Here is a 20,945-nt window from a genome sequence, read left to right as displayed (position 1 = left end):
TGTTCTATCCTGTGGAGGCTAGGACGGATAGTCCTTTGAGCATGTTGGCGGGGCCACCATGCGCGAATCCGGGTGGGAGGCTCAAGAAGCCAGAACAAGCTCTAATCTCACTGGAAGATGAAAGTCTCACCTTCGTCCACACTCGATCGATAGTCGAAAGAGCGGATTAGGCCCTCTTCGCCAGAATTGCCAGCCCTTCTGGCAGCACTCGATTTCAAATAAAGCAAGAGCCGCTACTCCCCCGTGATTACAGGTAAGTAGCGGCTCTTTCACATGTGCCCCCAGTGGGACTCGAACCCACAAGCCTTTCGGCAGCTGATTTTAAGTCAGCCGTGTATGCCAATTCCACCATGAGGGCAGGACTCTAAAATCTTACGCGATTAGATCATAAAATCTGAAATTCCCGCAACAATCAGTGCCACAGGGGCCAGAAATTGCTTCCAACCCCTGTGGCGATGAAACGTCGATCAAATCAGCTTACTTCGCTGCAGCAGCCTTCTTTGGGTTAGCCGACTCCTCGAAGACCGCGCGCGGGGTCTCCAAGTTGTTCAACTGCACCGCGTCGCGCGAGAAGAACCAAGCAACCATCCAGTCACCAAGGACGCGGAACTTGCGTTCGAAGGTTGGCATAGCCATACCGTGGTAACCGCGGTGTGCCATCCAAGCTGGCCAGCCCTTAAGCTTCAGACCGACAACCTTGGCAACGCCCTTGTTCTGGCCGAAGCCTGCAACTGCGCCGAGGTTCTTGTGCTTGTATTCCTTGATGGTGCCCACGCCATAGCGCGATGCGTACAGGTTCTTTGCAAGCAGTTTGGCCTGACGCACAGCGTGCTGCGCGTTAGGCACGCAAGTACCGTCTGGCAGGCCGCCGGTGACGTCCTTCACGGCCGAGATATCGCCGGCAGCCCAGGCTCCGTCCAGCGGGTTGCCGTTCTCGTCCTTGATGCGCAGGTCGGTGCGGGTCTCGATGCGGCCACGCTGCTCGATTGGGAAATCGGTGGAGCGGACCATTGGGTTCGCCATGACGCCGGCACACCAGATCAAGGTGTCTGAGCCGAATTCGCCAGCTGGGGACTTGTCAGCCATGTTGATCAGCTGCAGGTTTCCGTCGGTGGCATCTGCCAGCGAGGTGTTCAGCAGGACCTCGATACCGCGGCTGCGCAAGTGATCAACAACCCACAATGCCTGCTCTTCGGTAACTTCTGGCATGATGCGGCCCATGGCCTCAACGAGAACGAAGCGAACTTCCTTCTCATTTACCCGGTCGTTGAGCTTGACCAGGTGACGAGCCATGTCCTCAAGTTCGGCAATGGTTTCGATGCCAGCGAAGCCGCCACCAACCACGACGAAGGTCAGCGCGCGTTTGCGTGCTACCGGATCGGTCATATTCGCTGCGGACTCTACGCGTTCGGCAACCTTATTGCGCAGTGCTACAGCTTCTTCGATGGTCTTCAGTCCGATACCTGCATCGCCCAGGCCCGGAATCGGGAAGGTACGGGTGATGGCACCAGCGGACATCACGATATCGGTGTATTCCAGCTCGAACTCTTCACCGCTAACCGGGGCAACGACAGCCTTCTTGTTAGCATGGTCAATGCTCAGCACGCGGCCGTTAACCAGCTCGGAGTGCTTCAGGTGCTGACGGTGAGAGACCACTACGTGGCGTGGTTCGATATTGCCACCTGCAACTTCTGGCAGGAATGGCTGGTAAGTCATATATGGGTTCGGGTCTACGACGGTGACAATGCCACCGTGGTCCTTGACCTTCTTCTGCAACTTCATCGCGACGTAAAGGCCAACATAGCCACCGCCAACGACAAGAATGCGCGGGCGCTTCTGGGAGCTTTCGATGATCGACATACTCTTGATTCTACGCGGAATATCGGAGTTAGTGAAAACATTCACTAACTTTGTCTGTTGTCTTCGTCTCCATGCGCGTACGGGGTTCTCCCGGAATGTACTGCACCGCGAGATTTCTGCACTTCTTCGGCCGATTCACACGCTGGAAACAGTCTTTTTGCTCCAAGTTCCTATCTGCACGGTTTAACGCGAACTGGCGATGAACCATTGGAGTTGTTCGTCCTTTGGTTCATCGCCAGCAACACGTTTTGGCTACTTATCGTCTTCCGGGATTTCGTCGAATAGATCGCGTCCCTCGCCCGACTTGCCAACCTGCAATTTGCTCAATGCCGCTAGTTCAACTTCGCGGATCTTCTTCTGTCGCCGCGCACGAATTGCAACCTGCGTGCCACCACCGATAAGTACCAGCACCAGCAGGACTCCACCGCCGATCACGATCAGCGGCTGTAAAACCGGGGCCGAATCATCGGGAAGGATCGGCTCGGGCGCCGCTACGGGATCCAGCGTCGACTTCTCCATGGAAACCCCGGGATCCGGTGCTTCGGTAGTTTCATCTGAATTTCGGCGATGGATCCGAATCCACTCGGTAATGGTGTTCATCGGGTTGGTCTCGGCCACCGGCACATTTGCCGTCAGCGCCGCGTGCGCATCGATAATGCCGTGACCGTAGAGATTGTCCACACCGGCCGCACCAGTGTCCTTGGCGGTCTGCAGAATTCGGTTGATCACCTGCGGAGCTTTCATCTCCGGATGCTCAGAACGAATCAGAGCGGCCACGCCGGCCACCAGTGGGGCTGCACCGGAGGTACCGGACCAGCGGGCGTACCCGCCACCTGGCAGGCCACCGACTAGCTGTTCGGCGGGAGCGGCAACACCGATGGAAATACCCTCGGTGGAAGAATCCTTCGAGGCCTTGCCCGACTCATCCACACCGGCTACCGTCAGCACGCCGGGGATCGTTGCAGGGGCACCGACCTGGCTCATGCCGCCCGAGCGGTTACCCGCGGCGGCCACGATGACCACGTCCTTGTCCTCCGCATACTTGAATGCGTCATCCCAGCTTTCGGGCCACGCCGGTGAGGTGGAACCGAGGGACATGTTGATCACCTTGGCACCGGAATCAACAGCCCAGCGTACCGCCCTGGGGATCTGTTCCTCGACGGGAATGCCCGAAGGGTTCTCCCCGCCCATCCAAAGGGAAACCGAGAGCAGCTCTGCCTCCGGCGCGACGCCGAGCACTCCGTCATTGCCCGCTCGCAACGACGGAACCTTCTCGTACTCGGGTTCCTCGGGAACCTCTACCTTCTCTTCGTCATCCTCTTTTTTTTCGTTTTCTTCTTCAGCGTTCTTCTTCGCGCGTTCCCAAGCGGTCTTCAACCGTTCGTTCTCGGATTTAATCCGCTCAATTTCTTGCTTATTGTTCCCGCGGCCGCCCAGCAACGTGGCCACCAGGGTGCCGTGCTCGCTCATCACGCCGATAGGCTTGTCGCCCCGTGGTCCGCCGGACCCAGACATGTCCGCACCGCCGCTAATCGCACCCTTCAGATCCGGGTGGCTGGTGTCGACGCCGGTATCGATGATCGCGACTTTGACGCCCTCGCCTTTAGTGACCTTGTGCGCCTCGGTGATGCCCTGGGCGGCCAGCCAATATTCACTGCTGCGAATATCGTCCGCTCGGGCAGGAACGGCGCCATGCACCATGGCACCTGCGAGCAGCATCGCCAGCAAGGCAGCCAACAAGGTACGCGCCGCGACGGGCTTACCGGTAGTCAAGTGACCCACGATCATCTCCTCGCAAGGGGCTCCGGCATTCCGGGCCAATAGGGCTAAAACTTCAGTTGACTAATTAAGCGCGGCCGAGGCCGCAATTCCATCGAGAATATCGTGCTCTGAGGCGATCAGCGTCATCGGCCGGTTCTGGCTGACTTCTTCGAGGTAACCCAGAATGCGTTGCACAATCAACGCGCCGGCCTGAATCACATCCACGCGCCCCGGATGCATGAAGCCCAGGGCAGCACGCTCTTCACGGCTATAGGAGAGCATTTCACCGGTGGCACGGCGCATATCCGCAAAGGAAAGCTCGGCGCCGTGAATGGCGGACGAATCGTAGGTGCTCAACTTCAGCGCCTGCGCGGTGAGGGTGGTAAAAGTGCCAGCCACCACGATTACGGTATCCACCTGGGACACATCGACTCGGCCAGTGAGGTTGGCCAGCGTGCCGTCGATGAAATCGATCGCATCCGCACGCTCGGCAAAGCGTTCGGTCACCCGAACACAGCCGATATCCAGTGAGGTAGCTGCCAGCGGTCCGGAACCATCGCCGAGGACGAACTCGGTGGATCCGCCGCCGAGGTCAATGACCAGCAGCTTGCCGTCCTTGGTGCTGCGCACCGAGGCGGCACCGGTGAAGGAAAGGCTCGCTTCTTCGTCCCCGGTGATCACCTCCGGGCTCACACCCAAGATGTCGGTAACGGTGGACAGGAAGACTTCGCGGTTCGAGGCATCACGTGCCGCGCTGGTGGCCGCGAATCGGATCTGCTGGACTCCATGCTCTTCGCACAATGCCTTGTACTCGCGCACCGCGGCGAAGGTGCGTTCCAAAGCTTCGGGGGCAAACCCGCCGGTGGCATCCACGCCCTGGCCAAGTCGCACCACGCGCATGGTGCGCACGACGTCCTGCAGTTGAACGCCGTCGGCATCAATGATGGCATCCGCAATGAGCAGGCGGATGGAATTCGTTCCGCAGTCAATTCCCGCTACGCGCATTAGGCTTGGTCCGCCTGCGTGGCTTCGCGCTCGGCACGCTTCCGTGCGCGTTCGGCACGTTTCACCGCCGGGTCAACCCGCTCCTGGGTTTTCACATGGCGCGAGCGATCCTGGCTGGGAGCCTCGCCGGCGGTATCCCAAGCACCTTCGCAGAAGCATTTGTCCTTGGTCCACCACTCGGCGATCCCGGCGATGGCCTCGTCGCCCAGCGGGTTCACGCCCTCACCGGCCGCCAGCGAATGCCCCACGAGCACGTGCAGGCACTTCACCCGGTTCGGCATGCCGCCGGCCGAGACGCCGTCGATCTCCGGGACCGCTCCGGTGCCCGAACGCTCGCCGATCGCGTCGCGGTTCGCCAAGTAGGATTCGTGCGCCGCCACATAATCGGCAGCCAGCTGCGAGTCCTCGCCCAGGCGTTCGTTCATGGTGCCCATCAGCCCGGCCGCTTCCAACCGGGACACCGCAGCGGTAATGACCGGATGCGTCAGGTAGTAGGTGGTCGGGAATGGGATGCCGCTGGACAGCCGCGGGGCGGTGGTCGCCACCAGTGGGTTGCCGCACACGCAGCGTGCACCGATCTCCACCACATCGCGCACCGGACGGTTCAGCTGGCGGCTGAGCGAATCTAGGTCCTGCTCGCTGGGAACACGTCCTGCGGCGTCGAGGGCTTCGCGGATTGGCTTATCAGTCAAGTTTTCGTCTTTTCGCGTCGTGTGGTTCGGCCCTGGTGCAGGGTGCCGGTAAGTTATCAGTCGGTCGCCGAGCGATGCACCGAATCGAGCAGCGCATCAACCCATGGAAGATCGGCGCGCACCTCATAGGTACTGCCATTGCTGGTTGCGGCCTCTTCCTCATCCGGAAGTTCGCCCACCACCTTGTACAGCTTTTCGCCTGGCATGACCAAGTTTATCCGTTCACGAGCCTGCTGCTTGATATACAGCGGATCATCCCAGCGCGCGATCTCTGCCTTCAGCTCATCGCGCTCTAGTTCTTTCTCGCTGATCGAGGCACGCAGCTCGTTGATTTCAGTCATTTGGGTTCGATAAAAATTCACCGTGGGTACCAGCATCACGGCAAAGAACGCTAGCACCACCAGCAGTGCGGCCACACGTCCGGAGAAGCGATGGGCTGCCACCGGTTCGCCGGCCGGCGGTTCATGGTGGGCTTCGGCCTTCTCCCCCGGCTTGCGGCGTACCGCGGCGGAGAACTTCACCCGGTCATCGCGGCGGCGTTCGCTCTGCTTCTCCTTGGCGCGTTCACGCAGGGGCGCCTTCGGTTTCCCTGCAGGTGTCTTGGCTGCAGGCTTGGCGGAGGGCTTGGCAGCCCGCGGAGCCGCAGGCGCGCCAGAAGAACCGGTGCGAGTTGTTTTGCGTTCCGTAGAGGGGGCTGGCCGCGCCCTGCGCGGCGCCGAAGCATTCTTTCGCGCGGCGGGAATCACATGCAACGCGTCGGTGGCTGGCTCCGCTTGGTGAGCCCCGCGGGTTTCACTCCGGGTGCTGGCTTCCGGTGCTTCGTCTATTTCGCCACTGTCAACGGAGCCAGCTTCCGGCTCCCCGGTACTTGCTGGGGTGTTTCGTCGCGGCATGCGCGGTGGTCGCTGCGCCATACTCCCCCATTCAAACTCGTACTTCCAACGGTATCTCCATTAAATAACGATAAGCCCGTCGGTATCCAACTACCGACGAGCTTATTCGTTTTATCTGAAGATTAGCTGTTGAAACGCGGGAACGCGCTGGTTCCTGCGTAAACTGCTGCTTCGCCCAGGTCCTCTTCGATACGCAGCAGCTGGTTGTACTTCGCTACGCGTTCGCTTCGGGCTGGGGCACCGGTCTTGATCTGGCCGGCGTTGGTAGCCACGCAGATCTCGGCAATGGTGACATCTTCGGTCTCGCCCGAGCGGTGCGAGGTGATGGTGGTGTAACCGGCACGCTGGGCCATCGAGATGGCATCGAGGGTCTCGGTGAGGGTGCCGATCTGGTTCACCTTGACCAGCAGCGAGTTCGCCGTGTTGGTCTTGATACCCTGAGCCAGGCGCTCTGGGTTGGTGACGAACAGGTCATCGCCCACCAGCTGCACCTTGTCGCCGATATTATCGGTCAGGGTCTTCCAGCCTTCCCAGTCGTTCTCATCCAGCGGATCCTCGATGGATACCAGCGGGAAGTCGGCGACCAGCTGGGCGTAGTAATCGCTCATCTGCTCTGCGCTGCGCGCTTCGCCTTCGAACTGGTAGGCGCCGTTCTCGTAGAACTCCGAGGAGGCCACGTCCAGTGCCAGAGCAATGTCCTTGCCCGGGGTGTAGCCGGCACGCTTGATAGCTTCGGTAATCAGTTCCAGGGCCGCACGGTTGCTTGGCAGGTTCGGCGCGAAGCCGCCCTCATCGCCCAGACCGGTGGAAAGCTTCTTTTCCTGCAACACCGACTTGAGGTTGTGGTAGACCTCGACGCCCCAGCGCAAGCCCTCGGAGAAGGTCTTGGCGCCCAGCGGAGCGATCATGAATTCCTGGATGTCCACATCGGAATCGGCGTGTGAGCCGCCGTTGAGGATGTTCATCAGTGGCACCGGCAGCACGTGTGCATTCGGGCCGCCCAGGTACTTGAACAGCGGCAGGTTGGCGCTGGCGGCTGCGGCGTTGGCCACTGCCAGGGAAACACCCAAGATGGCGTTGGCGCCAAGCTTCGACTTATTTGGGGTGCCGTCCAACTCGATCATTGCCTGGTCGATGGAGCGCTGGTCGGTGGCGTCTAGGCCCTCCAGCTCGTCGGCGATCTCTTCGATAACCGAACCAACGGCGCCCAAGACGCCCTTGCCCAGGTAACGCTTCTTGTCCCCGTCGCGACGTTCCGCGGCTTCGAACTGGCCGGTGGATGCACCGGATGGAACCGCGGCACGGCCGTGGGCACCATCGGTAAGTAGGACCTCGACCTCAACGGTCGGATTTCCGCGGGAATCAAGAATTTCGCGCGCGTGAATGGCGTCAATCAATGCCATGAGTAAGGACTCCTTGTATAAAGGGGTTGTCTAAGGGCTGGTCGATCCAGCGGTCCGATCGACCGTTGGCACCATTGCCTGTTCCCTAGCCTAGCGCGTCACCCCTTGTTAGGGCGACGTTGTTTCACTCTTCGTTCCTGCATAATGTTTCGCCAGCGCATCGCGCAGCACCGTTTCGGCATCCAAGCCCAGCTCCTCGGCTCGCGCCGAGAGGGCCAGCAATTCAGCGCTCAGGCTCTGCGCGTCATGCACTCGAGCCCGGATTCCGGTGGTGGGCGCAGGCAGCTTGCCGGCGCCCGCGCGCCGGTTCCGCGCCAGCAGCTTTTGTGACAGCGCCAGCGAGGGAAGGCCAGCTGGGAGCCCCGCATTCTTTCGCCGTGGCGCACCGGCGCGTTCGGACTGCTTCGCCGCATCCCAAATCCGGATGATCTCATCCACATCGGTGGTGATCACCGGTTCTAGGCCGCCCTGCGCATCGAAGACATGCCGGTTGCGCCGCTGCAGCTTGTCGGCCAAGGCCTTGGCTACGTCTTGCAGGTCGAAATGTTCCCGCTCGTTGGCGATCTGCGCATGCAGCAGGATTTGGAAGAGCAAGTCCCCGAGTTCCTCGCACAATTGTTGCGCATCCTGCGCGCCAATCGCGTCGAGGACTTCATAGGATTCTTCGATCAGGTAGGTACGCAGGGACTCGTGGGTCAACGCGCCGGTCCAGGCGCACCGCTCCCGCAAGGTCTCGACGATCCAGATCAGCCGGTCTAATTCGCTCTCGCTTTGCATGCCTTCAAGCTAATCACATCGATGCGGGCATCCCGGGCAGACCGTCGATGCTCAACGAATTCTTCTGCCCGCGATACTCTTCCAGCCCCGCCTCGCCCTTTTTCTGCGCCCAGAGATTCATCGTTTCGCGTTCCCCGGTGAGCTCCATCTGCGGGACACCCCACCCGCAAGAATCACTAATGCGTGTCACCTCCACTTCGATGACCGCTCGTGTGCCCAGATTCTTGGGATGCAGGGCAACGACCTCCTCGAAGACCCGGTCCCCAGGAATATGCACCGTACCCTGCCCATGCAGCCGAACGATCCGTGGCCGTTGGTCAAAGGAGTTAAACAGCAGGCAAATACGGCCGTTTTCGCGAAGATGCGCTATTGTTTCCACGCCGCTTCCGGTGTAATCCACCCATGCGACCCGGTTTGGGCCCAAGATCGAAAAGGAGTCCAGCCCCCGCGGGGACAGATTCACATGGCCTTGGGCGGAAAGCGGCGCGGTCGCCACAAACCACATCGGTTGCTGCTGGATCCAGGCCTTGAGATTTTCGTCGATTTCCTCGTATATTTTTCCCACGCTTCGAGCATAGTTAGCGCAGGCGCTATGTCGGTGTCAGGGGTGCGCAAACTACGTGTTGTTTGGCGTGAAATGAAAACTACATCGGGAGATCGTCCCATTCAAAAGCAGTGACGGTGTTGTTTTTCCAGTCCTGGCTCAAAATTGAGTAAGCGATCGAGGCGAGGTATCGCCCGTCAGCGGTCGGCCACCCCATTCGATAATGCGCTTCCTTAACGAACCCCGCCTGCAGGAACGTCTTTCTCATGGCGATGTTGTCCTCGCGGGTCTGTCCCTCAAAACGCAATACCTGCGGCATGGTTTCAAAAACCAGATCGCAGAGCGCGCGAAGCACCTTAACGCCCCGTCCGCGACCGCGCTGATTCTCGCTGAGCCGCAAGTCAAACATCGGCGAGTTGTCCTCTTGCAGGTCTTCAAGCGAAACCATTCCAATTCGACGGCCGTTTTCGCTGATCCAATAACCCTGGGTATCTTCGTTCCAGTAGCGGCCCTTGGCAATTTTTTCTCGCACGTCTTGATCCACAGGAGCCGGGTGAACATGAAAGGGGAATGGATTGGATACCAAGAAACTGATGACTTCTTCTGTATCGCTTTCATCCATAGCGGCAAAAGTAATAGACATGCCTTGACCCTACCTGCTCCCGCCGGATCTGCTCCCGGAGAATTTCAGCGGGATCGGTGCTGTGCTTAGCGCGGCGCCCGGACGCAGGAGCGCTTAAAGACCGCAAGGGCCACCGTTTAGGTGGCCCTTGCGTCAAAGCTTCCGTCGAGAATTAGATCTCTTCGTAATCCTCATCGTCGTCTTCATCATCGTCGTCTTCGTCGAGCAGGTCGGCGTAGTAGTCGTTGATGTATTCGACCAGCAGTTCACGCATTTCAAGGGGCACGAAGGCCGCCTCGGCGGCGTTCAGCGTCAGATCCAGCAGGTCTTCGAGATCGTAATCGAAGGCTTCCACCAGCAATTCGAATTCATCGGACAGGGTCGTGCCGCTCATCAACCGGTTGTCCGGGGAAATGGTGACGTTGAATCCGGTCTGCACCAGCAGGTCGATCGGGTGGGATTCGATTCCCTCGCCGAATCCGGCGGTAGCGCCGGTCTGCAGGTTCGAGGACGGGCAGATTTCCAGTGGAATGCCGCGTTCGCGCACCCAGTTGGCTACCGGGCCCAAGGAAACCAGACCGGTGTCCTGATCCAAGGTTTCCCCGTCATCGTCCACGCCGCCGAATTCGATCTCGATATCTTCCGCGACGCGTACGCCGTGACCCAAGCGGGTGGCGCGACCGACCAGGATTGCGTCCTTAATCGAATCCAGGCCAGCTGCCTCACCTGCGTGCACGGTGGCGGGGAAGAGATTCTCGGCCAGCAGGTCGAAGGCCTCCTTCATCCGCGAAGGTAGGAACCCGTCCTCAGGGCCGGCGATGTCGAAACCGACTACGCCGCGTCCGCGGTGGCGCAAAGCCAGCTGTGCGATCTCCAGACCGCGGTCTGCTTGGCGCATTGCCGAGATTACCTGACCAACCTGAATCGGGTGACCCTCATTATTCAGCGCCTCAACGGCCTGCTCCATGCCTTCCTGCACGGCGTCAACAACGTCGTCCAGGCTCAGTCCCTCACGCAGGTGCTGCTCGGGCGCATAGCGCACCTCGCCGTAGATCACGCCGTCGGCTGCGAGGTCTTCCACGAACTCGCGCGCCACGCGGATCAGCGCTTCGCGGGTCTGCATGACGGCCAGGGTGTGGTCAAAGGTTTCCAGATAGCGTGGCAGCGAACCGGAGTCGGCCGATTCACGGAACCATTCACCCAATGCTTCGGCGTCGGTGGTCGGCAGCTCGTGGCCGATCTCCGCTGCTAAATCGATGATGGTTTGCGGGCGCAAGCCACCGTCTAGGTGGTCGTGTAGCGAAACTTTGGGCAGATCCCGGAAGTCGAACTCGGGATCATAGGCAAGATGAATCATTTCTTCAGTCACAGGTCGAGCCTAGTCGCAATTTCTCCGCACAGATAGTTCTAATGAGTAAAGATCTGCGAGCCTCTATGTGACCATCGTCAAGCCGGCAGGTTAACCCTGCTCGCGCTCGGGCCGGACCAGCTCCAGAGTGCCGGTGGATTCGGCGGGAGCGTCCTTCTGCGTGCGCTGCTTGTACCGGGCAAGCACCCGATTGACCAACAGGTCGATGAGATAGCCGAGCAGTACCGCCAGCACCACCGAGACGATGATTCCCAGCAGTTTGTTATGCGCCAGCCAATTGCCCGCCAACGCTCCGATGCCCACCGAATAAGCTCCCCAGGTGACGCAGCCAATGATGTCAAAGAGGGTGAAACGGCGGTGGCTGAAGCCCGTAGCCCCTGCCGTCAGATTCACCGCGACGCGGCCCACGGGGATATAGCGCGCGGTGAAAATCAACAGCGCCCCCGAGGTCTGGAGCTTGCGCGCGGAAAAATTCAGGACTCGTTGCGCCCTCTTTCCGCGCATCCAGGCGAAGCCGCGCGCCCCGAGCTTACGGCCGATCAGGAAGGTGATCTGGTCTCCCACGATGGCCCCGGACACACCTAGTACGGCAATCAGCAGCAAATTCGGAGAACCGGTGTTCACGCCCACAGCGGCTAGCGAGACAAGAAAGGACTCGGACGGCACGATTGGGAAAAACGCATCGATCATGCAGAACAAAAACAACAGTGGCAACACCCACCATGCGCTTGCTGCGTGCGTGATCGCTTCGTTGATCAAGTCCATTAATCTTTGCTACTTTCCCCGAACCTGCGCGTGACGCGCCGTAATTACATTCTCGCTCGAGAACTAACACCGGTGCATCCGACCATCGTCGCATTTTGAATTTTTACCACCCCCACCCACGGGTGGAGATATCTGTCCAACGATTGACCACGGTCTTCAGGTTCCCGGGAGTTTGCCGAGTGCTACCGGTGCGCTCAACTTCTCCGGATTCCGAAAAGGCTCGTCGGGCGGATTGCACTGCGCCTGGATCCTAGCGATCTGGCGGGCAGCGCCAGCAGCTCGATTGAGCGCAACCGCGAAAACAGGTCTGCTCCAACACCGGAAAACAAAAGTGGCACCCGACCACTTGATGAACTGCTTGGGTCAGGTACCACTCTTAGGTTGGCTTGCGCCGATGAGACTCTTGATGTCCCGCGGGAATTTTTCTACTTCGCGGCAATCCGATCGAAGATCAGGCGTGTGTCCGCTCGGTCGGTGTCCGAACCGATCAAGATCGACTTTTCCACCAATTCGATGGCGCGTGGCAACTTCTCCGGGGTATCGGTCAGCAACGTGGCGATAGGCTGCCCGCGGCGCACCAGCGCTCCGGGCTTCACATGCAACCGCACTCCGGCACCTGCCTGCACCGTATCTTCCTTGCGTGCACGCCCCGCACCCAAGGACCAAGCAGCCAATCCGATATCCATGGCGTCAAGCTTCAGCAGTGCTCCCTCGGCCTGCGCATAGACGGTATGCGATTCGGTAGCTACCGGAAGCTTCGCATCCGGGTCGCCGCCCTGGGCGATGATCATCTGTCGCCACCGGTCCATCGCTTGGCCGTTGTTCAGCGCGGCGCGAACGTCGACGTCCTTGATGCCGGCACCTGCCAGCATCTCGGTGGCCAAGGCGACGGTCAGCTCGACCACATCCTCCGGTCCACCGCCGGCGAGCACCTCCACAGATTCCTCGACTTCGATCGCGTTGCCGGCGGTCAGGCCGAGCGGGGTGTCCATATTCGTCAGCAGCGCGACGGTGTTCACCCCGGAATCGGTGCCCAGGTAGACCATGGTTTCGGCCAGTTCCCGGGCCATCGCCTCGTCCTTCATGAACGCACCGGAACCGACCTTCACATCCAGGATCAGCGTGCCGGTGCCTTCGGCGATCTTCTTGCTCATAATCGAGGAGGCAATCAGCGGCAGCGAGTCCACCGTGGCGGTCACGTCGCGCAGGGCGTACAGCTTCTTGTCCGCCGGGGCAAGCCCGGTACCCGCGGCGCAGATCACCGCGCCGGCGCCCGAAAGCTGGGCAAACATTTCCTCATTGGTTAGCGCCGCACGCCATCCGGGGATGGCTTCGAGCTTATCCAAGGTGCCGCCGGTGTGGCCCAGCCCGCGCCCGGATAGCTGCGGGACGGACACCCCAAAACTGGCGACCAGCGGTGCCAGCGGCAGCGTGATCTTGTCCCCCACTCCGCCGGTGGAGTGCTTGTCGGTAGTGGCCAAGGCCTTGCCGTTGGCGTCCTTCAGCCCGGAGAAGTCCATGCGTTCGCCCGAGTTGATCATCGCGTGGGTCCAGCGTGAAATTTCCGAACGGTTCATGCCGCGGAAGAAGATGGCCATGTTCAGAGCAGACATCTGTTCTTCGGCGATGGCTCCGCGCGTATACGCGTCGATGGTCCAGTCGATCATTTCGTCGCTTAGTTCGCCACCATCGCGTTTCGCGCGGATGATGTCGACGGCACTAAATTTTTCGGTAGCCATAATCGGGTTCCTAACTCGTCAATTCGTCACAGGTGCATGCCTTCGCAAACGCGAAAGGATCACAAGGCAATATCGTTCGGGCCAAAAGCGTAGGGCAGCAGCTGTTCCATGGTGAGGATGCCGGTGTCGGTTTTGATCAACATATCGGCCGCCCTGTGCTCGAAGAGCAATTGGCGGCAGCGTCCGCAGGGGGTGATCAGTTCGACCTTGCCCTGCTCCAGCTGGCCGAAGCAGACAAAGTATTGAAGCTGTCCGCCGCCGGTGGCGAACATTTCGCCCACCATGGCGCACTCGGCGCACAGCGTCACCCCATAGGCGGCGTTTTCGATATTGCAGCCGGAGACGATACGGCCATCGGTGGTTTGCGCCGCGGCGCCAACCCGGAACTTCGAGTAGGGGGCATAGGCCGTGGACAGCGCCGCCGCGGCCGCAGCTTCAAGCTGCGACCACGGCGCGGTGTTGTTTTCCATGGGACTTGTCATTCCTTCACATACGGTTCGCCGACGGCTGCCGGGCCACGGGAGCGGCCCACCAGACCGGCGACGGCGAAGATCGTGACCAGGTACGGCATCATCGCCATGAACTGGCTTGGCACCGGCGTGCCGATAATCGTCAAGATCACCTGAAGGTTATCCGCGAAGCCGAAGAGCAGCGCGGCGGCGAAGGCCCCGATCGGGTTCCAGCGTCCGAAGATCACCGCGGCCAGCGCGATGAAGCCGCGGCCACCGGAAATTTCCTTGGTGAAGGAGTCGATGGCGACCAGGGTGAAGAACGAGCCGCCGATGCCGGCAACGATGCCGCCGAGGGTGACATTCCAAAAGCGGGTCGCATTGACCTTGATGCCTAGTGTGTCTGCTGCCTTAGGGTGTTCGCCTACCGCGCGCACGCGCAGTCCCCAGCGGGTTTTGAACAGGCCGAACCAGACCAGGAAAACCGCCACGTACATCAGGTAGCCGATCAGCGACTGCTTGAACAGGATCGGACCGATCACCGGAATGGCGCTCAACCCGGGGATCGCGATGATCGGCAGGTGGGCCGGCGAGTTGAACAGCTCCGGATCTTCCTGCATCACCGTGGTGAAGAGGAAACCGGTGATGCCCGAGACGAGCACGTTGAGCACCACGCCGACGATGATCTGATTGACCAGGTACTTGATCGCGAAGAGCGCGAGCACCAGCGAAACCAGCGCACCGGCGATCCCTGCGGCGATCAATCCGGCGAAGGCGCTCTTGGTCACCGAGGCGACGATCGCCGCGGTGAACGCGCCGCCGAGCAGCTGGCCCTCGATGGCGATGTTGACCACCCCGGCACGCTCGCAGAGCACCCCGGAGAGCGAACCGAAAACCAGCGGCACCGCGAGCACCACCGCGCCGGCCAGCAGGCTGGCCAGCGAAATGCTGTTGATATTCGCCCCGGAAACCACCCAGATCAGGAAGCCGAGGACGAAGATCACCGCGCCTACCACTATCGACCAGGTGGGCAGCACCTGTCCCTTGGAGCGCAGCATCCACGAGTAGGCAGCCAGTGCCAGCAGCAGCACCCCGAAGACGATGTTCGTGGCCATGCCGGGAAAGACCAGGTCAGGGATCGTGAATGCGTCGGTGGAGGTGCTCAGCGAGAAGTTCGCCGCTTGGTTGCTGCCCAAAAAGCCGAAACTGATCAGCGTGATCAGCGCAATGACACTGAGCACGATCGGGGTTTTCTTGCTCGGCAACAGCGTAATCGACGGTTGCACCGCTGGAGTCATCGTGGTGGTCACTTGGCACCTGCCTTGGTGGTTTCGGTGACGCGCGAGCGTCGCTTGGGGTTCATGCCGAAGATCGATTTCACCAGCGGCGGCGCGGCGATGAACAGCACGATCAGCGACTGCACCACGAGCACGATGTCGATCGGGGTACCGGTGGAGATCTGCATATTCACCGCGCCGGCACGGAAGGCACCGAACAAGAGCCCGGCGAAGAAAGTCCCCCACGGGGTGGAGCGGCCCAGCAGCGCCACGGTGATCGCGTCGAAACCGAGCGAACCGGCTACACCGGCGGTGAGCACCTTCTCGGTGCCGGCCACCTGTGCGACACCGGCGGCACCGGCCAGCGCACCGGCGAAGGCCATCGCCAGGATGGTAGTCCGTGCGACGTTCACCCCGGCGGTGCGTGCTGCTTCCGGATTATGCCCCACCGCGCGGAATTCGAAGCCGAGCGTGGAGCGCTTGAGCATCCAGGCCACCAGCACCGTCAGCCCGATCGCCATGAGGAAACCCAGGTGCAACCGGGACCCGGGCATCGCCGGGAAGGTCGCGTTGGAATCGAGGATCGGGGAGATCGGGTTCGTCTCGCCGGGACGGCGGAACGCGGTGGTGTTCATCAAGAAGTCCAGCAGGTACAGCGCCACGTAGTTGAACATGATCGTCAAGATCACCTCGTGCGCGCCGGTGCGGGCCTTGAGCAAGCCCACCAGCCCGCCCCAGAGCGCGCCGCCGAGCAGCCCGAAGAGGATCACCAGCAGCAGGTGCAGCACCAGCGGCAGGTGCCAGGCGAACCCGACATAGCCGGCCATCGTGGCTCCGATGATAATCTGCCCCTGGGCGCCGATGTTGAACATGCCCGCGCGGAAAGCCAAGGCAACGCCCAAGCCCGCGCAGATCAGCGGGGTGGAGACCGTCAAGGTCTCCAAGAACGGCGAGAAGCCCTGGGCGGAGTTGTAGATGGAGCCGTTGAACAGCGCCACATAGCTTTCGGTTCCCGCGCGCCACAGCTGCGTGAAGAAATCGCTCGGCCGGGCGAAGATATAGCCGGAGGTCTCGATCACTTTCTTATCGGTGACCGCTACCAGCAGGCCGCCGATGACCAACGCGACGATCACGCCGAGCAGCGAGACAATGCCCGGGCCCTGGGTGATCTTGCGGAACAGCTCGTTATCCGGTGCCTTGCCCTCGGGCGGCGCTACCGGCTTGCCGGCGGGAGGCATTTCGCCGATTGCTTTGTCACTCACTGCGCTTCTCCTTCCGCTGCGTTGTTTTGAGTCTGGGCCTGGTTCTCGGGGTTGCTTTCGGCTGGCACCGGCTGCGCCTCGATCGGTTCGGCGTCCGCCTTCACGTAGCTGGCCTGGCTGATGGCGTCCTCCTGGGAGACTCCGGCCATCATCAGGCCGAGCACCTCGCGGGAGGTGTTGCCCGGCACGATGCCGTTGATCCTGCCCTTGTAGAGCACCGCGATCCGGTCCGCCAGTTCCATGACCTCGTCCAGCTCGGTGGATACGATCAGCACCGGGGTTCCCTTGTCGCGTTCGGCGACGATGCGCCGGTGCAGGAATTCGATGGAGCCCACATCCACGCCGCGGGTGGGCTGCGAGGCGATGAACAGCTTCAAGTCGCGGCTCAACTCGCGGGCCATCACGACCTTCTGCTGGTTGCCGCCGGAAAGGCTGGAGGCCGGGTTCAGCGGGTTGTCGGTGCGCACGTCGAAGTCGGCGATTTGCTTGCTCGCGTTCTTCTTCATCGCATCCAGATTCATCGAAATGCCCTTGCCGAAGGGCTTTCGGTCGTACAGGTCCAAGATCAGGTTCTCTTCGATGGAGAACTGCGTGACCAGCCCGTGCACCGAGCGGTCCTCGGGAACGAAGCCGACGCCCGAGCGCAGCACCGCCTTGACCGACTTGCCGACCAGTTCCTGCCCATCGAGCTTGATCGACCCGCCGTTCACCGGCTGGGTGCCGAGAATTGCCTCGGTCAGTTCGGTTTGCCCGTTGCCCTGCACCCCGGCCACGGCGAGGATCTCGCCCTGGTGGATGTCGAAGGAGACCCGGTCCAAGGTGGTGGTGCCGGCGGGGCTGATGACGCTCAGCTCGCGCACCGCGAGGCTGGCCTCCCCCGGGATGCCCGCTTCCTTGTTCAGGTTCAGCTGCACGGCGCGTCCGACCATCAGGTTCGCCAGCTCGGTGGTGGAGGTTTCGGGTGCGACCGAATCGACCACCAGGCCGCGGCGGACCACGGTGATCACATCGGACACCGCGCGCACCTCGCGCAGCTTATGCGAGATGAACACGATCGAGGTGCCGTTGGCTTTGAGCTGGCGCATGATGTCCAGCAGCTCGTCGGTTTCCTGCGGGGTCAGCACCGCGGTTGGCTCATCGAGGATGAGCACCTTCGCCTCGCGGACCAGTGCCTTGATGATTTCCACGCGCTGCTGCACGCCGACCGGCAAATCCTCGACGATCGCGTCCGGGTCGACGTTGAACCCGTAGCGATCGGAGATTTCTCGGACTTTCTTGCGCGTGACCTGCAGATCCAGCACGCCGCCTGCCTTGGTGGCTTCGGCGCCCAGGGCGATGTTCTCCGCGACGCTGAAGACCGGTATCAGCATGAAGTGCTGGTGCACCATGCCGATGCCGGCGGCCATGGCATCGCCGGGACCGGAGAATGCCACCGGCTTGTCATCGATCAGGATCTGCCCCTCGGTCGGTTGGTACAGACCGTAGAGCACGTTCATAAGCGTGGACTTTCCCGCGCCGTTCTCACCGAGCAAACAGTGGATCTGGGCATCATCGACGACAAGGTCGATGTCTTTATTGGCGTAGAAAGAACCGAAGGCTTTCGAGATTCCTCGTAGTTCGAGTTTCACGATTCCACCATCTTCGTTGTTCGGTTACTGGCGGGTGGGCAGTCATAGAGCGCGTCACCTGCACACCGCTCAGGCGGTGAGCGGTGACGCGCTCGGATGACTTATTCTGTGGTGGTGCAAACCCTACTTAGGGCTGGCTGCCGATTCAACCTTCAGCTCACCGGAGATGATCGAGGCCTTCAGGGCCTCCAGCTCTGCCTTGGTTTCGTCAGAAACCTTTGAGTCGAAGTCGTGGAATGGAGCCAGGGCAACACCCTCGTTCTCCAGCGTTCCGACATATGGGGTCGAATCGAAGTTTCCATCGGCATCGGAAACGATAACCTCTTCGACTGCCTTGTCCATGGTCTTGACGACCGAGGTGAGCATGACGTCCTTGTAGTCAGGCGCGGTCACGTAGCCGTCGGAGTCAACCCAAACCAGCTTGACGTCCTTGCCGGCCTTGTTGGCGTCCTGCACCGCAGCGCCGGCTCCCTTGCCTACCGGACCTGCCACAGGCATGACCACATCTGCACCGTTGTCGATGAAGTTCTTGGTCACCTGCTTGCCCTTATCCTGCTTTTCGAAGTCGCCGGTGAACGTGCCGTCCTGCTTCTTCTTGTCCCAGCCCAGCAGCTTGACGTCCTCGCCCTTATCTTCGTTGAACTTGTCAACGCCGTCGGCGAAGCCGTCCATGAAGATGGTGACGGTTGGGATCTTGATGCCGCCGAAGGTGGCAACGGTGCCGGTCTCCGAGGCGGCAGCGGCTGCGTAGCCGGCCAGGAAGGCTGCCTGAGCCGTGTCATAGATGATTGGCTTGACGTTTTCGATCTGCTTCTCGTACTGGAAGTCGACGATCGCGAAGTGCTTTTCCGGGTTAGCGGCAGCGGCTTCAGCGGTTGCATCGCCCAGCAGGAATCCGACGGTGACCGTCAGGTTGCAGCCGGCGTTCATCATGCCGGTGAGGTTGGTGGCGAAGTCGGAGTTCGACTTCGACTCTGCCTCGCGTGGCGTGAAACCAATGGCATCTGCAGCGGCCGTCAGGCCGCGGTGCGATGATTCGTTGAAGGACTGGTCGTCAAATCCGCCCGAGTCGGAAACGATGCAGCCAATGTAGTCAGAGTTGCCGGCAGCTCCGCCGGTTTCTTCTGGAGCGGCGCCACAGGCGCTCAATGCCAAAGCCGAAATGCCGAGCATGGCCGCAGCCATACCGGTCTTGCGCGATACAAAGCGCATCTAAACCTCCATGAGTGAAGTGCGAGATTACCGGGAGGCGAGGAACCTGTAACCTCGCGAAGATGGCCTTCGCGAGCGGCACAAAAGTACTAGCTTTCCCATCGTTTCCATAGCCTATCGGAGATACGACATAGGTAAAGACGTGGAAGATTACAAACCGGTAACTTCCCGAACACGTTACGGCAAGCGCTTAACCTCTAACGCCAAGTCAGATGACGGTTTGTTAAAGCTTCAAAGAACTGTTAAAAACTTTTGGGTTTCCCCTAGTTGGCCAGTGCTTCGTCGATGGCCTGCACCGCCGCGGAGGTCATTAAGCGCACGCCCGTTCCAATGCATCGTTCATCTGGGTTATAGTCCCCGCGGTGCAGGTCGAAGGTCTTGCCTCCCGGGGTTCGAGTGCCAAGGCGCAACATTGCCCCCGGTACCTTCTGCGTCATCCAGGCAAAATCCTCCCCGCCCATGGATTGCGGGGTCAGCTCGATCGAGGCCGCACCAAATTCCCGGCGGGCCGCATCTTCGATCAACGCGGTCTCGCTCGGAGCATTGATCACCGGCGGTACCCCGCGGGTATGCTGCATCTTGATCTCCACCCCATAGGGGGCTGCCACCTGGCGGACCGTCGCGTCAAGCAGCTCACCTGCCGCGTACCAGACCTCGCCGTCCAGGCAACGCATGGTTCCGGCCAGGTAGCCGGTTGCTGGAATCGCGTTCGGGGCGCTTCCGGCATGAATCTGCCCCCAAACCACCGACACGGCCGAGCGCACATCGAGTTTGCGGCCGAGCACCGCCGGGACCTGGGTGGCGATCTGGCTCATCGCGAAAACAATATCTTCGGTCAAGTGCGGACGCGAGGTATGCCCGCCGCGGCCGTTGACCTCGATGCGAATGGTGTCGCTGGCCGAGGTAATTGCCCCGATGCGGGTGCCGATCTTACCCACGTCGATCCGCGGATCGCAGTGCAAGGCCAGCACGCGGGGCACCTCATCCAAAATTCCCTGCTCGATCACGGCCAGTGCGCCGCCGGGCAATTTTTCCTCGGCGGGCTGGAAGATCACTCGGATTTTTCCGTGCAGCGCCCCGGCTTCGTCCATCCGCTGCAAGGCCAGCGCAACGCCAAGCATCACGGTGGTATGGATGTCGTGGCCGCAGGCGTGGGCCACCCCGTCGGTCATCGAGGCAAAATCCAGTCCGGTCTCTTCCACCACCGGTAGCGCATCGATATCCGCGCGCAACCCCAGCCTGATCGGCCCAGCTCCTACGTCGACGAACGCACCGGTATGCTCCATGGCCACCGGCTCGAGCCCGGCGGCGCGCAACGCCTCGAGAATTCGCGCGGTGCTCTGGTGCTCCGCGAAGGACAGTTCTGGGTTGCGGTGCAGCTCGCGACGGAAGTCGATCAGCGCGGGCAACAGCGGCTCGGTCCACGGTTGGACGGAAGCCAGCTTGCCATTTTCATTCACGGTGGTCACCCCTGTGAGAATACGCCGTCGAGGAATCGGCTGACCAGCCGGGCCGTAACCTTGAGTCGAATTACGCAATACAGTCCCGCCCCACACCCTGGTTCATCGCGGGCCGGGGGCATGCCAAGGTCGTACATTAATCCCCGCTGATCAAATCGGCACCTGGCTCGCCAAGCGGTGATCAAATCTTCGGGTCTGCGCTCACCAACCCGGCCTTTGCCGAGGCA

Annotated in this window: 18 protein-coding genes and 1 tRNA gene; all 19 read right to left on the bottom strand. The window is 61.0% G+C overall.

All coding sequences use genetic code 11. The features are described from left to right. Positions 1-276: 276 nt before the first annotated feature. The 19 genes from LG294_RS03495 to LG294_RS03405 all read right to left on the bottom strand — a co-directional run bounded on the left by LG294_RS03495 (position 277) and on the right by LG294_RS03405 (position 20,718). A tRNA-Leu gene (locus tag LG294_RS03495) sits at positions 277-358 on the bottom strand. Between the two features lie 119 nt (positions 359-477). Continuing rightward, the gene (locus tag LG294_RS03490) at positions 478-1,860 is read right to left on the bottom strand and encodes an NAD(P)/FAD-dependent oxidoreductase (RefSeq protein ID WP_404289538.1); all 1,383 of its coding nucleotides are present in this window, start codon (positions 1,858-1,860) and stop codon (positions 478-480) included. A 252-nt stretch (positions 1,861-2,112) separates the two neighbouring features. Then, on the bottom strand, positions 2,113-3,579 hold the full coding sequence (locus LG294_RS03485) for a S8 family serine peptidase (protein ID WP_404291631.1): 1,467 nt from the start codon (positions 3,577-3,579) through the stop codon (positions 2,113-2,115). Between the two features lie 123 nt (positions 3,580-3,702). Next, on the bottom strand, positions 3,703-4,626 hold the full coding sequence (locus tag LG294_RS03480) for an exopolyphosphatase (RefSeq protein WP_404289536.1): 924 nt from the start codon (positions 4,624-4,626) through the stop codon (positions 3,703-3,705). Beyond that, positions 4,626-5,318: a DUF501 domain-containing protein gene (locus LG294_RS03475; protein WP_404289534.1), complete on the bottom strand. Its 693-nt coding sequence runs from the start codon at positions 5,316-5,318 to the stop codon at positions 4,626-4,628. The genes LG294_RS03480 and LG294_RS03475 overlap by 1 nt, the downstream gene beginning before the upstream one ends. Before the next feature lie 56 nt (positions 5,319-5,374). Then, entirely contained in the window at positions 5,375-6,232 is an 858-nt protein-coding gene (locus LG294_RS03470) for a septum formation initiator family protein (protein WP_404289532.1), read from the bottom strand. Between the two features lie 101 nt (positions 6,233-6,333). Continuing rightward, on the bottom strand, positions 6,334-7,614 hold the full coding sequence (eno, locus tag LG294_RS03465; protein WP_404289530.1) for a phosphopyruvate hydratase: 1,281 nt from the start codon (positions 7,612-7,614) through the stop codon (positions 6,334-6,336). 108 nt (positions 7,615-7,722) lie between these two features. Next, positions 7,723-8,391, bottom strand: a complete 669-nt coding sequence (locus tag LG294_RS03460; protein WP_404289528.1) for a MazG nucleotide pyrophosphohydrolase domain-containing protein — start codon at positions 8,389-8,391, stop codon at positions 7,723-7,725. 13 nt (positions 8,392-8,404) lie between these two features. Continuing rightward, the gene (locus tag LG294_RS03455) at positions 8,405-8,956 is read right to left on the bottom strand and encodes a pyridoxamine 5'-phosphate oxidase family protein (protein WP_404289526.1); all 552 of its coding nucleotides are present in this window, start codon (positions 8,954-8,956) and stop codon (positions 8,405-8,407) included. Between the two features lie 79 nt (positions 8,957-9,035). Then, positions 9,036-9,578 carry a GNAT family N-acetyltransferase gene (locus LG294_RS03450; RefSeq protein WP_404289524.1) on the bottom strand — a complete coding sequence of 181 codons (543 nt, stop codon included), beginning with the start codon at positions 9,576-9,578 and terminating at the stop codon, positions 9,036-9,038. 151 nt (positions 9,579-9,729) lie between these two features. Continuing rightward, positions 9,730-10,914 carry an adenosine deaminase gene (locus LG294_RS03445; RefSeq protein ID WP_404291629.1) on the bottom strand — a complete coding sequence of 395 codons (1,185 nt, stop codon included), beginning with the start codon at positions 10,912-10,914 and terminating at the stop codon, positions 9,730-9,732. Between the two features lie 102 nt (positions 10,915-11,016). Beyond that, entirely contained in the window at positions 11,017-11,691 is a 675-nt protein-coding gene (locus tag LG294_RS03440) for a DedA family protein (protein WP_404289522.1), read from the bottom strand. A gap of 425 nt (positions 11,692-12,116) precedes the next feature. Then, positions 12,117-13,430 (bottom strand): thymidine phosphorylase, encoded by a 1,314-nt coding sequence (locus LG294_RS03435; protein WP_404289520.1) that lies wholly within the window; start codon positions 13,428-13,430, stop codon positions 12,117-12,119. Between the two features lie 59 nt (positions 13,431-13,489). Further along, positions 13,490-13,900, bottom strand: a complete 411-nt coding sequence (locus LG294_RS03430; protein WP_404289519.1) for a cytidine deaminase — start codon at positions 13,898-13,900, stop codon at positions 13,490-13,492. 8 nt (positions 13,901-13,908) lie between these two features. Continuing rightward, a complete protein-coding gene (locus tag LG294_RS03425) occupies positions 13,909-15,177 on the bottom strand; it encodes an ABC transporter permease (protein WP_404291627.1) in 1,269 nt (422 codons plus the stop codon). Positions 15,178-15,185: 8 nt separating this feature from the next. Further along, positions 15,186-16,394, bottom strand: coding sequence for an ABC transporter permease (locus tag LG294_RS03420; protein WP_404291625.1), 1,209 nt, complete (start codon positions 16,392-16,394; stop codon positions 15,186-15,188). Between the two features lie 20 nt (positions 16,395-16,414). Continuing rightward, positions 16,415-18,046 carry an ABC transporter ATP-binding protein gene (locus LG294_RS03415; RefSeq protein ID WP_404289517.1) on the bottom strand — a complete coding sequence of 544 codons (1,632 nt, stop codon included), beginning with the start codon at positions 18,044-18,046 and terminating at the stop codon, positions 16,415-16,417. A 123-nt stretch (positions 18,047-18,169) separates the two neighbouring features. Beyond that, positions 18,170-19,258, bottom strand: coding sequence for a BMP family protein (locus LG294_RS03410; RefSeq protein ID WP_404289515.1), 1,089 nt, complete (start codon positions 19,256-19,258; stop codon positions 18,170-18,172). Between the two features lie 263 nt (positions 19,259-19,521). Then, the gene (locus LG294_RS03405) at positions 19,522-20,718 is read right to left on the bottom strand and encodes an amidohydrolase (RefSeq protein WP_404291623.1); all 1,197 of its coding nucleotides are present in this window, start codon (positions 20,716-20,718) and stop codon (positions 19,522-19,524) included. Positions 20,719-20,945 lie beyond the last annotated feature (227 nt).

The organism is Glutamicibacter arilaitensis (assembly GCF_044793945.1).
Taxonomy (GTDB): Bacteria; Actinomycetota; Actinomycetes; order Actinomycetales; family Micrococcaceae; genus Glutamicibacter; species Glutamicibacter arilaitensis_B.
The sequence above is the reverse complement of the archived record's forward strand: the minus strand, read 5'-3'. Positions and strand labels throughout refer to the sequence as shown.

Coding starts and splice junctions, on each gene's coding strand:
- LG294_RS03430 (WP_404289519.1), bottom strand. CDS start 13,900: ATGGAAAACAACACCGCGCCGTGGTCGCAGCTTGAAGCTGCGGCCGCG.
- LG294_RS03470 (WP_404289532.1), bottom strand. CDS start 6,232: ATGGCGCAGCGACCACCGCGCATGCCGCGACGAAACACCCCAGCAAGT.
- eno (WP_404289530.1), bottom strand. CDS start 7,614: ATGGCATTGATTGACGCCATTCACGCGCGCGAAATTCTTGATTCCCGC.
- LG294_RS03485 (WP_404291631.1), bottom strand. CDS start 3,579: ATGCTGCTCGCAGGTGCCATGGTGCATGGCGCCGTTCCTGCCCGAGCG.
- LG294_RS03440 (WP_404289522.1), bottom strand. CDS start 11,691: ATGGACTTGATCAACGAAGCGATCACGCACGCAGCAAGCGCATGGTGG.
- LG294_RS03410 (WP_404289515.1), bottom strand. CDS start 19,258: ATGCGCTTTGTATCGCGCAAGACCGGTATGGCTGCGGCCATGCTCGGC.
- LG294_RS03435 (WP_404289520.1), bottom strand. CDS start 13,430: ATGGCTACCGAAAAATTTAGTGCCGTCGACATCATCCGCGCGAAACGC.
- LG294_RS03490 (WP_404289538.1), bottom strand. CDS start 1,860: ATGTCGATCATCGAAAGCTCCCAGAAGCGCCCGCGCATTCTTGTCGTT.
- LG294_RS03445 (WP_404291629.1), bottom strand. CDS start 10,914: ATGATTCATCTTGCCTATGATCCCGAGTTCGACTTCCGGGATCTGCCC.
- LG294_RS03460 (WP_404289528.1), bottom strand. CDS start 8,391: ATGCAAAGCGAGAGCGAATTAGACCGGCTGATCTGGATCGTCGAGACC.
- LG294_RS03450 (WP_404289524.1), bottom strand. CDS start 9,578: ATGTCTATTACTTTTGCCGCTATGGATGAAAGCGATACAGAAGAAGTC.
- LG294_RS03420 (WP_404291625.1), bottom strand. CDS start 16,394: ATGCCTCCCGCCGGCAAGCCGGTAGCGCCGCCCGAGGGCAAGGCACCG.
- LG294_RS03480 (WP_404289536.1), bottom strand. CDS start 4,626: ATGCGCGTAGCGGGAATTGACTGCGGAACGAATTCCATCCGCCTGCTC.
- LG294_RS03425 (WP_404291627.1), bottom strand. CDS start 15,177: ATGACTCCAGCGGTGCAACCGTCGATTACGCTGTTGCCGAGCAAGAAA.